This is a genomic window from Mesorhizobium sp. P160219 (assembly GCF_057786095.1).
Map to the genome: position 1 here is coordinate 559,567 of NZ_JBYNWG010000001.1, position 13,815 is coordinate 573,381.

11 protein-coding genes are annotated in these 13,815 nt (G+C 64.0%); 7 read left to right on the forward strand and 4 right to left on the reverse strand.

Annotated features, from left to right (window positions below; all coding sequences use genetic code 11):
- Window positions 1-29: 29 nt before the first annotated feature.
- The 4 genes from AC3EMP_RS02765 to AC3EMP_RS02780 are packed head-to-tail and all read right to left on the reverse strand — an operon-like array spanning window position 30 to window position 4,532.
- A complete protein-coding gene (locus AC3EMP_RS02765; RefSeq protein ID WP_352597689.1) occupies window positions 30-977 on the reverse strand; it encodes an ABC transporter permease in 948 nt (315 codons plus the stop codon).
- A gap of 2 nt (window positions 978-979) precedes the next feature.
- A complete protein-coding gene (locus tag AC3EMP_RS02770; RefSeq protein ID WP_023687749.1) occupies window positions 980-1,951 on the reverse strand; it encodes an ABC transporter permease in 972 nt (323 codons plus the stop codon).
- A gap of 1 nt (window position 1,952) precedes the next feature.
- A complete protein-coding gene (locus AC3EMP_RS02775) occupies window positions 1,953-3,470 on the reverse strand; it encodes a sugar ABC transporter ATP-binding protein (RefSeq protein ID WP_352597691.1) in 1,518 nt (505 codons plus the stop codon).
- Window positions 3,471-3,518: 48 nt separating this feature from the next.
- Complete coding sequence (locus tag AC3EMP_RS02780) at window positions 3,519-4,532, reverse strand: ABC transporter substrate-binding protein (protein ID WP_023736805.1); 1,014 nt, start codon at window positions 4,530-4,532, stop codon at window positions 3,519-3,521.
- Between the two features lie 204 nt (window positions 4,533-4,736).
- Between AC3EMP_RS02780 and AC3EMP_RS02785 the strand changes: the two genes are divergently transcribed.
- The 7 genes from AC3EMP_RS02785 to AC3EMP_RS02815 all read left to right on the forward strand — a co-directional run bounded on the left by AC3EMP_RS02785 (window position 4,737) and on the right by AC3EMP_RS02815 (window position 13,744).
- Window positions 4,737-7,157: a glucan 1,4-alpha-glucosidase gene (locus AC3EMP_RS02785; RefSeq protein ID WP_023736804.1), complete on the forward strand. Its 2,421-nt coding sequence runs from the start codon at window positions 4,737-4,739 to the stop codon at window positions 7,155-7,157.
- 41 nt (window positions 7,158-7,198) lie between these two features.
- The gene (gene gnd, locus AC3EMP_RS02790; protein WP_023683928.1) at window positions 7,199-8,212 is read left to right on the forward strand and encodes a phosphogluconate dehydrogenase (NAD(+)-dependent, decarboxylating); all 1,014 of its coding nucleotides are present in this window, start codon (window positions 7,199-7,201) and stop codon (window positions 8,210-8,212) included.
- A gap of 23 nt (window positions 8,213-8,235) precedes the next feature.
- A complete protein-coding gene (gene zwf, locus AC3EMP_RS02795) occupies window positions 8,236-9,609 on the forward strand; it encodes a glucose-6-phosphate dehydrogenase (protein ID WP_023736803.1) in 1,374 nt (457 codons plus the stop codon).
- Window positions 9,610-9,726: 117 nt separating this feature from the next.
- A complete protein-coding gene (locus AC3EMP_RS02800) occupies window positions 9,727-10,431 on the forward strand; it encodes an ROK family protein (RefSeq protein ID WP_023736802.1) in 705 nt (234 codons plus the stop codon).
- Window positions 10,432-10,645: 214 nt separating this feature from the next.
- Entirely contained in the window at window positions 10,646-11,110 is a 465-nt protein-coding gene (locus AC3EMP_RS02805) for a Ros/MucR family transcriptional regulator (RefSeq protein ID WP_023687743.1), read from the forward strand.
- Window positions 11,111-11,243: 133 nt separating this feature from the next.
- The gene (locus AC3EMP_RS02810; protein ID WP_023736801.1) at window positions 11,244-12,344 is read left to right on the forward strand and encodes an aminotransferase class I/II-fold pyridoxal phosphate-dependent enzyme; all 1,101 of its coding nucleotides are present in this window, start codon (window positions 11,244-11,246) and stop codon (window positions 12,342-12,344) included.
- A gap of 158 nt (window positions 12,345-12,502) precedes the next feature.
- Window positions 12,503-13,744, forward strand: coding sequence for an MFS transporter (locus tag AC3EMP_RS02815; protein ID WP_023670472.1), 1,242 nt, complete (start codon window positions 12,503-12,505; stop codon window positions 13,742-13,744).
- Window positions 13,745-13,815: the final 71 nt, after the last annotated feature.

Genomic DNA, 13,815 nt, shown 5'->3' on the forward strand with positions numbered 1-13,815 from the left:
TTTGGCGGTGTCGCTGGCAGGAGCGGGCGCTAGCGTACCGCCTTCTCGCCACCGGCTACGGTGATGACGCCGACGATGATCAGCCCGGTCAGCAACAGCCGAACGCCGGCGCTGACGCCGAACGTGTTGAGCATGGTCAGAAGCAGCACCAGGAACAGCGCCGCGCCCCAGACACCGGGAACATTGGCCTTGCCACCGGCGACCGAGGTGCCGCCGATGACGACGACGGCGATCGAGGCCAGCAGGTACTCGTTGCCGATATCGACATTGGCGCCGCGGAAATAGCCGGCGAGCAGCGCCCCGTCCATGCCGCCGAGCGCGCCCGACAGCGTGTAAGTGAGGAAGCGGGTGCGGCCGACATTGACGCCGGCAAGCCACGCGGCGCGGATGTTCTGGCCGATCGCCAGCACCGAGCGGCCATAGATCATGCGCTGCAAGGCGATGGCCGCACCGATGGTGAACAATACGGTAAGGATCGCCAGCACTGGAATGCCCAGGATTTGCCAGTTGGCAAAATCGGCAAAGCCGGGCGGCGGCTTGATCTGCAGGCCACGCCCATAGCTGATGTCGATCGACTGGATGATGAAGCTGGCCGACAGAGTGGCGATGATCGGCGGGATCCTCAGCGCCCAGATCAGGAGATAGTTGACGGCACCGATGGCGGCGCCGCAGGCGAGCGCGGCGAGCAGCCCGACCACGATCATGGAATCGCTGCCGCCCATGACCTTCATGGCGACGGCACTGGCGAGCCCGATATTGGCCGGCAGCGACAGGTCGACATTGCCTGGCCCGAGCGTGATGACGAACATTTGGCCGACTCCGACGATGACGGTGAACACCGCCAGCGACAGTGCCGCCGTGACCATGCCACCGCCACCATAGCCGCCGGTGAAAGCGATGGTCGCCAGCCAGACGAACATCGCGCCGATGAACGACCATATCCAGGGTTTGGCGGCCAGCGATTTCACAAATGTCATCGCTATCTCTCCCTGCGACTGATCAGGACGCGGGCTGCCAGCACGATGATCAGGATGGCGCCGTTGGCGGCGACCTGCCAATCCGGCGGAATGTGCATGAAGGTGAGCAGAGGCGATGCCGCCAGCGCCAGTGTCAGCGCGCCGAGCACGGCGCCAATCGGCGATACCCGGCCGCCGACGAACTCGCCACCGCCGAGGATGACGCCGGCGATCGCCAGCAGCGTGTAGCCATTGCCGATATTAGCGTCGGCCGAGGTGGTGATGCCGATCAGCGCCATGCCGGACAGAACGCCGAATAGGCCGGTCAGCGCAAACAGCACGATCTTGGTTCGAAGCAGCGACCAGCCAGCGCGCCTGAGCGCCGCCGGATTGCCGCCGGATCCCCGCAGGATGACGCCATAAGAGGTGCGCATCAGCCCAAAATGCACCACCGCTGCGATCGCCAGCGCGGCGATGATAGGGAACGGAATGAAGGGCGGCTTGAAGGCCATCAGCGACAAGAGCCAGTCCGGCGCCTTGCCACCGGGCTTGGGCAGCACCAGAATGGCAAGCCCCTGCCAGACGAAGCTCATGCCCAGCGTTACCACGATCGACGGCAGATTGCGCAGATGGATCAATGCGCCCAGCAGTGCATAGACCCCGATGGCGCCGAGCAGGATGACCACGCCGAGCAGCGGCGCGTCCTTCAGCCAGGTCGCGGTGACGCAGCCGACAAAGCCGACAAAAGTGCCGATCGACAGATCGAGCTCATTGCCGGCGATGACGAACATCTGGGCGATCGTCGCCAGCGCGATCGGGATAGCCAGGTTCAACATCAGGCTGAAGCCGAAATAGCTGATGGCGCGTGGGTTGAGCCAGGCGATGGCGATAACCACCAGCGCCAGCGACAGCGCCGGCAACAGGCTGCGCAACAGGCGCGCGCGGGCGGCATTGCTGCGCGGCGAGGTCGTCGGGCCGGGAGCGATTGCCGTCATCTCAGGCCGCGTCGCCGAATGAGGACTGGATGATCTTTTCCTCGGTCAGCTCGTCGCGCGTGAGATTGGCGACGATGCGGCCGTTCTTGAAGACATGGATGTGGTCGCAATTGTCGAGCTCTTCGGTCTCGGTGGTGTACCAGAGGAAGGTCCGGCCCTTGGCCGCCTCCTCGCGCAAGAGATCGTAGACCTCAAGCTTGGTGCCGATGTCCACGCCGCGCATCGGATCGTCCATCAGCACGATCTGCGCATCGGAACCCAGTGCGCGGGCAAACAGCGCCTTCTGCTGGTTGCCGCCGGACAGCGAGAAGATGTTGTTGGTCATGTCAGGCGTGCGGATGCCGATCTTCTGCTTCCAAAACTCAGCAAGCTCGGCCTCGCGCTGCGGCGAGATCAGCAACCCTTTGCGCAGCCGCGCCAGCGAGCGGATGCCGATGTTTTCGGCAATAGACCATTGCGGGAAAATGCCGTCCGATTGGCGGTCTCCGGCCACCAGCGCCACCGGGGCGGTCACCTCGATATCAAGCCTTCTACGCGTCGCGGCGGCAAAGATCGCCAGCAACAGGTCGGTCTGGCCATGGCCGGCAAGCCCGGCAAGCCCGATGATCTCGCCGGCGCGAGCGACAAGCTCCTTGCCGTCCTGCTGCCGCTCGGGCCGCGCCCGCACCCTGAGCGGGCCCGCCGCCGGCCTGGCGGCGATCTCCGCCGCGATCTTCTCGCGCGCTTCCGCGCCGCCCATGGTGGCCACCAGCCGGTCGCGGTCGAACGCTTTTGCAACGTCCGTGGCGACCACCTTGCCGTCGCGCATGACCACGATGCGGTCGGCATTCTGCAGCACCTCGCCCAGCACATGCGAGATCAGGATGCAGCTGCCCCCGGTGGCTACGAAACGGCGCACGAAGGCAAGCAGCTGGCCCGCAGTATGCGCGTCCAGCGAAGAGGTCGGCTCGTCGAGAATGACCAAGTCGAGCGGATCGCGCGTCACCGTGAAGGCGCGCGCCACCTCGACCATCTGCCGCCGGCCGATGGAGAGATCGCCGGCAATGTCGTCTGCCGAGATGCCGTGATCCGGAAAGATTTCGTCCAGCTTGGCGGCAATGAGAGCAGCCGCCTTGCGTCGCCAGCCGAAGCCGGTGAGCGCCGGATGGTTGATGCACGTATTCTCCGCGATACTGAGGTTAGGGCAGAGCGACAGTTCCTGGAACACGCAGCGTATGCCGAGTTTCAGCGCGCGCGCCACCGAGTAGTCGGTTTCGGCATTGCCACGCACCGCGATCTCACCGCCATCGGGCTGCAGCGTACCGGCCACCATATGCATCAGCGTCGATTTGCCGGCTCCGTTGTGGCCGACCAGCCCGACGCATTCGCCTGATACAACATGGAAGTCGACGCCGTTAAGCGCCCGAACGGCGCCGAAATGTTTTTCGGCGCCGTTAAGCCTGATGATGTCCAAATGGGCGGCGCCGAAATGTTTTTCGGCGCCGCCCAGTCTGATGATGTCCGTATTGGCCTCAGGCATGCTCAACGATATCCGGTCGGTCATGCCGCTGGCAATGAATGCAATGCATCACTTGATATTGGCTTTGATCGCCGCGATTGCGTCTTGCTGGCTGTATTCGTGGGTGGCGACGCCGCCCTCCTTGATTTTCGGCAGCTCGGTCTCGAAATTGTCCTGGGTAAAGGCGAGATACGGCACCAAAAGGTCATGCGGAATGTCGGTGCGGCCGTCGAGCACCTGCTGCGCCACCCAGAAGGCCAGCGACGACACGCCGGGCGCGATCGAGGCCGACCAGGTCTGGTAGCCATCCTTGTCCTTCTGCTCCTTCCACCATTTCAGCTCGTCCTGGCGGTTGCCCATGATGATGGTCGGACGCGGCTTGCCTGCGGCGGCAAAGGCTTGTGCCGCGCCATAACCGTCACCGCCCTGGTCGACGATGCCGACGATGTCGGGCAACGAAGGCAGGATCGTCGCGACCGCCTTCTGCGCCGTCGTCTGGTCCCAGTCGCCGGTCACCGAACCGACGATCTTGAACTCGGGATGGGCGGCGACGCCTTCGAGGATGCCGGCATGGATGGCATCGTCGATCGAGGTGCCGGCAAGGCCGCGGATTTCCAGCAAATTGCCGCCCTTGGGCTGGAACTTGGCCATCTGCTCGACTTCCTGCTTGCCCATGTCCTTGAAGTCGACGACGACGCGGTAGGCGCAAGGTTCGGTGACCGTCCCGTCGAAGGAGACGACGACGATGCCGGCATCGCAGGCCTGCTTGATGGCGCCGTTCAGCGCATCCGGCGATGCGGCATTGATGACGATGGCGTCATAACCCTGCAGGATCAGGTTCTGCACCTGGGCAGCCTGCGTCGGCACTTCCTTGTCGGCGGTGGTGAAGATGTCGGCGGCGCCGACGATCTTGTCCTCCACCGCCTTCTTGGTGACGATGCCGTAGCTGTCGAGCATCGCCTGGCGCCACGAATTGCCGGCGTAATTGTTGGAGAAGGCGATCTTCTTGCCGCTGGTGTCGGCAAGCGCCGTGCCCGAGGCGAGCATCGCCGCCAGAGCGCTCAGGACGAGCAGTTTCTTCATGTCATAATCCTCCCATGGATTGTCGGCCCCGCCGACTGTTGCTGATGGTTTTGGCGTTGGCTGCCTGTTTTTTATCTATTGTCAGACAAATGCAGATGAGCTCGCTTGTCAACTGCGATCGGTTACGCTTTGGCGATCAACTTCAGGTGCGATGATTGAAAAGCCTTCGCCTGCTGGTCTAGGGAAGGGCCCAGGAGACCATGCATGGCAGCGACGCCGCCGACCCTTCCCCCCAGTGCACCCAAAAGAATGGGCGCGCCCGGAATTCCGGCGCGCTGGACGTCAAGCGCCAAGAGCGGCGTAGGTGCCGCGCTTTCGACGGCGAGCCGCGTCTGGTTCACGCTCAGCCATGGCATCGTCAATGAAGTCTACTATCCCGGCCTCGACAGCGCCTGCACGCGCGACATGGGACTGCTGGTCACCGGTCCCGGCGGCTGGTTTTCCGAGGAGAAGCGTGACGCCACACATGCCATCGAGCCGTTCGAGGACGGCGTGCCCGCCTACCGGCTGATCAACGCGACGGCGCGTTACCAGATCGAAAAGCGCATCCTGGCGGATCCGGCGCGCCCGGCCTTGCTGCAGGAAACCAGCTTCACGGCACTCGAGGGCGTGGCCACGGACTACCGCGTCTACGCCCTGCTGGCGCCGCATCTGGTCAATGCCGGCATGGGCAACACCGCCTGGACCGACGAGCACAAGGGGAGGCCGATGCTGTTCGCGTCCGGGCGCGGCACCTGCCTGGCGCTTGCATCCTCGCTGCCCTGGGGTGATTGCTCGGCCGGCTATGCAGGCTTTTCCGACGGCTGGCAGCAACTCAGCCGCGCCGGCCGGCTCAATCCGGCCTGCCAAAGGGCGGAGGACGGCAATGTCGCGCTGACCGGCGAGATCGGCTTTTCCTTACGCAACAGCAAAGCCTTGCTTGCGCTTGGGTTTGGGGCAACGCCGGATGAAGCGGCCGAAAACGCCGCCGCCAGCCTGAAACGCGGGTTTGAGCCGGCGGCAAAGGTCTATGTCGCGAAATGGCGGAAATGGCAGGCAGGCCTGACGGCGCTCGACCACCATGATGCATCCGGCCTCAACACCTACCGCGTCAGCACAGCGGTGCTGGCGACACACCTGTCGCTGGCGAGGCCCGGTGCGGCCGTCGCCAGCCTGTCGATCCCCTGGGGGTTCAGCAAGGGCGACGACGACCTTGGCGGATATCATCTGGTCTGGCCGCGCGACCTCGTCGAAACTGCGGGCGGCTTCCTCGCCGCCGGCGATCCGGCGCAGGCGCTTGAGATCCTCGCCTATCTCCGTTCCATCCAGCAGCCGGACGGCCACTGGCCACAAAATGTGTGGCTCGACGGCTCGCTCTATTGGCCGGGCATCCAGATGGACGAATGCGCCTTCCCGCTGCTGCTTGCCGATGCGCTGCACCGCGCCGGCCACCTGCCGCGCGCAAAGCTCGCCGCCTTCATGCCGATGGTCGAGAAAGCAGCGTCCTATATCGTGCGCAATGGCCCCGTCACCGGGCAGGACCGCTGGGAAGAGGACGCGGGCTACAGCCCATTCACGCTCGCCGTCGAAATATCGGCACTGCTTGGCGCCGCCGATCTGTTCGACGTCAACGGCAAACCCGAGCCGGCTAACTATTTGCGCGAGGTCGCAGATTGCTGGAACGACCAGATCGAGCGCTGGACCTATGTCAGCGGCACACCGGAGTGCCACGAGGCTGGCGTCGACGGGTACTACATCCGCATCGCGCCGGCCGACGCTTCAGGCGCCGCATCGCCGAAGGACGGCTTCGTACCGATCAAGAACCGTCCGCCGGGCGATACCGACAAGCCGGCCGAAGCGATTGTCAGCCCGGACGCGCTGGCGCTGGTCCGCTTCGGCCTCAGGGCCGCGGACGATCCGCGCATCGTCGGCACGGTCAAGATCATCGACGCGCAACTGCGCTGCGACCTGCCGCAAGGGCCTCTATGGTACCGCTACACCAGCGACGGTTATGGCGAACACGCCGACGGCGCCCCCTTCGACGGCAACGGCCAGGGCCGACCCTGGCCGTTGCTGGCCGGCGAACGCGCTCACTACGAGCTGGCCGCCGGCCGCAAGGACAAGGCGGCAAGCCTGCTCGACACATTCGAGGCTTCGGCTGGGGTGGGCGGTCTGCTGCCGGAACAGGTCTGGGACGGCGCCGACATACCGGAGCGCGAATTGTGGCTGGGCAAGCCGTCGGGCAGCGCCATGCCGCTGGTCTGGGCGCATTCGGAACACATCAAGCTGTTGCGCTCGCTCCGCGACGGCGCCGTCTTCGACATGCCGCCGCAAGGCGTCAAGCGCTATGTCAGGGACAAGACCGGCTCGCCGCTGAGGATATGGCGCTTCAACAACAGGCTGCGCACCATGGAAGCCGGCAAGACGCTGCGGGTTGAACTGCTGCAGCCGGCACTGATCCGCTGGAGCGGCGACCAGTGGCAGACCAGCCATGAAATCAACACGTCCGTGAATGTCTTTGGCGTCCATATGGCGGATCTGCCGGTGACCGATATTCCGCGAGGTAATACGATCGTCTTCACTTTTTTCTGGCCCGACGGCGACCGTTGGGAGAATGTCGACTTCACCGTCGGCATTGAGAACTAACTCGCCAGCAATTTCTTTCCTCAAGCGACTAGGACAACACCATGCAGATCGGAATGATGGGACTGGGCAGGATGGGCGCCAACATGGTGCGCCGCCTGATGCGCGACGGCCATCAATGCGTCGTCTACGACATCAACCCGGCAAGCGTTGCCGCCCTGGTTGCCGATGGCGCCATCGGCGCCGCATCGATGGAGGAGTTCGTCGGCAAGCTTTCCAAGCCGCGCAGCGCCTGGCTGATGCTGCCGGCGGCGATCACCGGCAAGATCGCCGACCAGGTGGCAGCATTGATGGAGCCCGGCGACATCATTATCGACGGCGGCAATTCCTATTATCACGACGCTGTCGACCAGGCGGCCGAGCTTGCGGCCAAGGGCCTGCACTATGTCGATGTCGGCACCAGCGGCGGCGTTTGGGGCTTGGAGCGCGGCTACTGCCTGATGATCGGCGGCCCCGATACGGCGGTCAAACACCTCGATCCGATCTTCGCCACGCTGGCGCCCGGCGCCGATGCCGGCGCCACGCCCGACAAGGCGGGCGGGACCGCACCCTTTGGCTACCTGCATTGCGGACCGAGCGGCGCCGGCCATTTCGTCAAGATGATCCACAACGGCATCGAATATGGCGTCATGGCCGCCTACGCCGAAGGCATGAACATCCTGAAATCGGCCAATGCCGGCAAAAGACAGCGCACTGCCGACGCCGAGACCAGCCCTTTGGAAAACCCGCAATACTATCAGTTCGACATCGACCTGCCGCAGGTGGCCGAGGTCTGGCGCCATGGCAGTGTGATCGGCTCCTGGCTGCTCGACCTCACCGCCGGCGCTCTGAAGAGCGACCCGGCATTGGCCCAGTTCGGCGGCCGCGTCTCCGATTCCGGTGAAGGCCGCTGGACGCTGAAGGCGGCGATCGACACCGGCGTGCCGGCGCCGGTTCTGTCCTCGGCTTTGTTCGACCGCTTCTCCTCGCAGGGCGAATCCGAATTCGCCGACAAGCTGCTGTCGGCCATGCGCTATGCCTTTGGCGGCCATGTCGAAAAGCCGAAGGCCGGCAAGTGAAGGCCGCAGGGGAGACGCGCAAGATGAGCCCGGAACGGTCCGACACGCTGGTGCTCTTCGGAGCAACCGGCGACCTTGCCCACAAGAAGATATTTCCGGCCCTCTACCAGATGGTAGCCAAGGGGACGCTGACCGAGCCGGTGATCGGCGTCGCCTTCGATGCCTGGGACATCAACCAATTGCAGGCGCGGGCCCGCGACGGCATCGTCAACGCTCTCGGCAAGATCGACGAAAAGATCTTCGCCAAATTCGCCAGTCTGCTGCGCTATGTCAGCGGCGACTACCGCGACGGCGCGACCTTCGAGAAGCTGAAGACGGCGCTCGGCTCGGCGCAGCGGCCGCTGCACTATATGGCGGTGCCGCCGACCATGTTCGAGACCGTTGTCCAGGGGCTGGAGCAATCCGGTACCGCGCATGGCGCGCGGCTGATGGTGGAAAAGCCGTTCGGCCACGATCTCCAATCGGCGCGCTGGCTGAACCGCGTGCTGCATCTGGTGTTCGAAGAGCAGTCGATCTTCCGCATCGACCACTATCTCGGCAAGGAGGCGATCCAGAACCTGCTCTATTTCCGCTTTGCCAATTCCTTTCTCGAGCCGATCTGGAACCGCAACTTCGTCGAAAGCGTACAGATCACCATGGCCGAGGACTTCGGCGTCGAAGGCCGTGGCAAATTCTATGACGATGTCGGCGCTATCCGCGATGTGATCGAGAACCATCTGCTCAACATCCTTTTGCTGCTCGCCATGGAACCGCCGGTCGGCCGCTCGGCCGACGATCTGATCGACGAGAAGGTGCAGGTGCTGCGCGCCATCCGCACGCTGACCAAGGACGACGTCGTGCGCGGCCAGTTCACCGGCTACCTCGCTGAACCCGGCGTGAAGCCGAACTCGCCGGTCGAAACCTTTGCTGCCGTGCGCTTCATGGTCGACACCTGGCGCTGGCAGGACGTGCCGTTCTTCATCCGCACCGGCAAGAACATGCCGGTGCATGTGACCGAAGTGATCGTGCGGCTGAAGCGGCCGCCGCTCGACGTCTTCGATCCGATCAAGCCCAGCGACGCAAATTACGTGCGCTTCCGCATCGACCCGCAGGTGGCGATCTCGATCGGCGCGCAACGCAAGGCGCCCGGCGACGATATGGTCGGCGAGCAGGTCGAGCTCACCGCGCTCGACGATTCGAAGGGCGACATGCCGCCCTATGAGCGGCTGATCGGCGATGCCATGAACGGCAATGGCCAATTGTTCACCCGCCAGGATGCCAGCGAGCTTGCCTGGCGCATCGTCGGCCCGGTGCTGGGCGACACCACGCCGCCGCATATGTATGAGCCGAAGACCTGGGGGCCTGCCGACGCCATGGCCAGCTTCGGGCCGCCCAACGGCTGGATCAATCCGACTTGAGCAATTCCAGGAAAGTGCGAGCGGTTTTTCCGTCCGGAATTGCGTAAAAACAAAGAGTTGGAGCATTCCCCCGTTTCCCTGAAACGGGGAACGCGCCAAGTGAGCGGAGGAAACGACATGGCCAAGGCAGCCAGGCCCGCGAAGGCCAAGGCGGAACCGATCGTGCTGACGATCGATGTCGGCGGCTCGCACGTAAAAATCCTCACCAGCGCAGGCGGCGAGATGCGCCGGGCCGATTCCGGACCGGATCTGACGCCGCAGCAGATGGTCGCCACGGTGAAGACGCTGGCCGAAGGGCTGCCCTATGACGTGATCTCGATGGGCTATCCCGGCCCGGTCAGGCACAACAGGCCTTCGCTCGATCCCGCCAATCTCGGCAAGGGCTGGGACGGCTACGATTTTGCCGCCGCCTTCGGCAAGCCGGTCAAGGTCGTCAACGACGCGCTGCTGCAGGCGATCGGCAGCTACGATGGCGGGCGCATGCTGTTCCTCGGCCTCGGCACCGGCCTGGGCGCGGCGATGATCCTCAACAATGTCGGCCAGCCAATGGAACTGGCGCATCTGCCGTACCGCAAGGGCGGCAGTTTCGAAGATTATGTCGGCGAGCGCGGCCTGGAGAAATACGGCAAGAAAAAATGGCGCAAATACGTTGTCGACGTCGTCGAGCGGCTGCGTGCGGCGCTGCAGCCGGATTATGTCGTCATCGGCGGCGGCAATGTCGACAGACTGGATGAATTGCCCGCCACATCCAGGCGCGGCGACAATACGCGCGCTTTCGAGGGCGGTTTTCGACTATGGCGCGACAAGGCGCTGATCGTCTGATAGTATTAAAATTCAGTATAGTTGTTCAAAATGACGTGTGGCGCGATACGAAGTCATTGCGTTACGCAGATTTGGCGATTAGATCGGTGGCACCGGATGGAATCATCTGGCGCAACCGCACATATGCGGCAAGACAAATGACTAGAGCGGATTTCCGGCTCCGCTGGGACCACTCTGGGAGTTTCCGCCACCCCCCTAGCGACGGAGAGATAAATTGGCCGACGACAGCAACGACTCTGACAAGGACATCGACCTGCTCGAGCTTACCGCCCATATCGTGTCCGCTTACGTCGAGAAGAACCGCTTGCCCGTTGCCGGCCTGAGCGATCTCATCGCCAGCGTTGCGGCGTCGATCGGCGGGCTCAGCCAGCCGCCAGCCCCAGTGGCGGCGCCGCAGATCCCGGCCGTCAATCCCAAGCGGTCGGTGACGCCGGATTACATCATCTGCCTCGAGGACGGCAAAAAATTCAAATCGCTGAAGCGCCATCTCGGCGTCCATTTCAACCTGACGCCGGAAGCCTATCGTACCAAATGGGGCCTGCCGGCCGACTATCCGATGGTTGCCCCCAACTACGCGGCGTCGCGCTCCGAGCTGGCCAAGTCGATCGGCCTCGGCCGCAAGGCTGCAGTGGCCGCGCCGGCGAAAGCCAAGGGTCGGAAGGCCAAAGTTCCGGCCTGAGTGGGATCAGCGCCTCGGCCCTGAGCCAATCGTTTGGACGACTGGAACAGAAGCCTGCCGGCGAATGAGCCTTGGCAGGCTTCGTGCTTTTGTGGCTTGGATACACCACAGAGATTGCTTTGGGGGAGCAGCGATGAACTACGCCAGAATGGTGATCGAGAAAGAGGCGCCGGAGGAATACGGCTACGATCGCATTCGGTTCAATCTCTCCGAAAGCTCGATCGCCGATCAGAAACTCTCCGACGTCGGCCTGTCGCTGCCGGATCTCACGCTGTTCTACGGCGAGCATCGCGGCGACAAGGAGTTGCGGGCGCTGATCGCGGCGCAAGACAAAGGCATCTCCGCTGACGATGTTCTGGTGACCGCCGGTGCGGCGGGCGCGCTCTTCATCATTTCGACCTCGCTTCTGTCGGAGCGCGACCATCTTGTCGTCGTCCGGCCGAACTACGCCACCAACATCGAGACCCCCAAGGCGATCGGCTGCGCCATCTCCTATGTCGATCTCGATTTCGACGCAGGCTTTGCCATCGATTTCGGCCGCGTCGCCGCCAGCATGCAACCGAACACCAAGCTGATCAGCGTCACCTGCCCGCACAACCCGACCGGCACGATGATGGGCCGGGCCGATCTCGACGCGCTGATTGCGCTGGCCGAAGCGAGCGGCTGCCATCTGCTGGTCGACGAGACCTATCGCGACCTCTCCTATGGACAGCGCCTGCCGGCGGCGGCTTCTCTCAGCCCCAAAGCGATCAGCGTCTCGTCGCTGTCGAAAGCCTTCGGCATTCCCGGCATCCGCATTGGCTGGCTGATCACCAGCGATGCCGAACTGCAGGAGCGCTTCCTCGCCGCCAAGGAGCAGATCGGCATTTGCGGCAGCGTCATCGACGAAGGCATTGCGCGCGGCATGCTGGGGCGCCGCGACGCTTTCTTGGGCGCGCTGCTGCCCGAGATGGCGAAACGCCGCGACATCGTGCAAGACTGGATCGACCGCGAGCCGCTGGTCGACTGGGTGCGGCCACAAGGCGGCGTCGTCGGATTTCCAAGGCTCAATGTCAGTCCAGACTTCGACCTCGACCGTTTCTACGTCAATCTCTTGGAAAACCACGGCACCTATGTCGGTCCCGGCCACTGGTTCGATATGCCCAAGCGCTTCTTCCGCGTCGGTTTCGGCTGGCCGAAAGAGGCGGAATTACAGGGCGGCCTCGACGCCATCACCGCCGCGCTGAGGCAGTAACGTCCGCGTGCAATCGGGCGAGCGGCTGGAAAACCACTTGATCCAGGCCCGATTTTCACGCATACGCGCCCCGAACTTTGATAAGTTTCATTGGCCGGAACAGCGCCCATTTCCGGGAAGTGCCCCGCCGGCCAATGCAAGCAACGGGGCCTGTATCCATGACATCCCATTCCCATACACCGCCTGACCGGCGTTACGCCGCCTTCCGCCATCGCTCCTTCCTGAGCTATTGGGCGGCGCGTTTCCTGACCACCTTCGCCACCATGATCGTGTCCGTCGCCGTCGGCTGGCAGATCTATGATCTGACGCGCGATCCCTTCGATCTCGGCATTGTCGGCATCGTCCAGTTCCTGCCGTCGCTGCTGCTGGTACTGGTCACCGGCGTTGTCGCCGACCGTTTCGGCCGCCGCCTGATCATGGCGCTGGCGACGGTAGTCGAGGCAGGTTGTGCGCTTGTCCTGTTGTACTTCACGCTGCGCGGTCTCGTCAGCCCGCTGCCGATCTTCATCGTGCTGGCTATGTTCGGCCTGGCGCGCGCTTTTTATGGGCCGGCCTCGTCGTCGCTGTTCGCCAACCTTGTTCCGCCGGAAGATTTCGGCAATGCGATCGCCTGGAACTCGTCCGCCTGGCAAACGGCGACCATTGTCGGCCCGGTCGCCGGCGGCCTGCTCTATGGCGTCTCGGCCGAAGCCGCTTACGCCGTTGCCTCCGTGCTGATGCTGGTGGCCGGTCTGCTGATCTTCACCATTCCGAAACCGGCCCAGCAGAGCGCCACCGACAAGCCGACGATGGAGACGCTGTTTGCCGGCTTCCGATACATCTGGAGCGAGAAGATCGTCCTGGGCGCCATCTCGCTCGACCTCTTCGCCGTGCTTCTGTCCGGTGCCTCGGCGCTGCTGCCGGTCTATGCCCGCGATATTCTGGAACTCGGCCCGTGGGGCCTCGGCCTGCTGCGCTCGGCGCCCGGCATCGGCGCCATCTGTGTCGCGGTCTGGCTTGCCGGGCATCCGCTGCGCGACAGTGCCGGCAAGATCATGCTCGGCTTCGTCGCCGGGTTCGGCGCCTTCACCGTGCTGTTCGGCGTCTCGACCATCACCTGGCTGTCGATCCTGGCCCTTGCCGGCCTCGGCGCCACCGACATGTTCAGCGTCTATATCAGGGAGACGCTGATCCAGCTGTGGACACCCGACGAGGTGCGCGGCCGCGTCAACGCCGTCAACCAGGTCTTCGTCGGCGCCTCCAACGAAGTCGGCGAGTTCCGCGCCGGCACCATGGCGGCGCTGATCGGCACCGTGCCGGCGGTGGTGATCGGCGGCGTCGGTGCGATTGCCGTCGCCGGACTGTGGGCGGTGCTGTTTCCGCAACTGCGAAGGGTGCGGCATCTCAACAGCCGCAACTGATCGAGTAAGCCGCAGGATCCGGCGCTCGGTCCAAATCAGCTTGCGCCGATGACGGCTGAGATGGGCCGGAA

What these genes read in the sequence shown, in the direction of transcription:
- AC3EMP_RS02765 (WP_352597689.1), bottom strand. Translation starts at nt 977, where the DNA reads ATGACATTTGTGAAATCGCTGGCCGCCAAACCCTGGATATGGTCGTTC.
- AC3EMP_RS02770 (WP_023687749.1), bottom strand. Translation starts at nt 1,951, where the DNA reads ATGACGGCAATCGCTCCCGGCCCGACGACCTCGCCGCGCAGCAATGCC.
- AC3EMP_RS02775 (WP_352597691.1), bottom strand. Translation starts at nt 3,470, where the DNA reads ATGCCTGAGGCCAATACGGACATCATCAGACTGGGCGGCGCCGAAAAA.
- AC3EMP_RS02780 (WP_023736805.1), bottom strand. Translation starts at nt 4,532, where the DNA reads ATGAAGAAACTGCTCGTCCTGAGCGCTCTGGCGGCGATGCTCGCCTCG.
- AC3EMP_RS02785 (WP_023736804.1), top strand. Translation starts at nt 4,737, where the DNA reads ATGGCAGCGACGCCGCCGACCCTTCCCCCCAGTGCACCCAAAAGAATG.
- gnd (WP_023683928.1), top strand. Translation starts at nt 7,199, where the DNA reads ATGCAGATCGGAATGATGGGACTGGGCAGGATGGGCGCCAACATGGTG.
- zwf (WP_023736803.1), top strand. Translation starts at nt 8,236, where the DNA reads ATGAGCCCGGAACGGTCCGACACGCTGGTGCTCTTCGGAGCAACCGGC.
- AC3EMP_RS02800 (WP_023736802.1), top strand. Translation starts at nt 9,727, where the DNA reads ATGGCCAAGGCAGCCAGGCCCGCGAAGGCCAAGGCGGAACCGATCGTG.
- AC3EMP_RS02810 (WP_023736801.1), top strand. Translation starts at nt 11,244, where the DNA reads ATGAACTACGCCAGAATGGTGATCGAGAAAGAGGCGCCGGAGGAATAC.
- AC3EMP_RS02815 (WP_023670472.1), top strand. Translation starts at nt 12,503, where the DNA reads ATGACATCCCATTCCCATACACCGCCTGACCGGCGTTACGCCGCCTTC.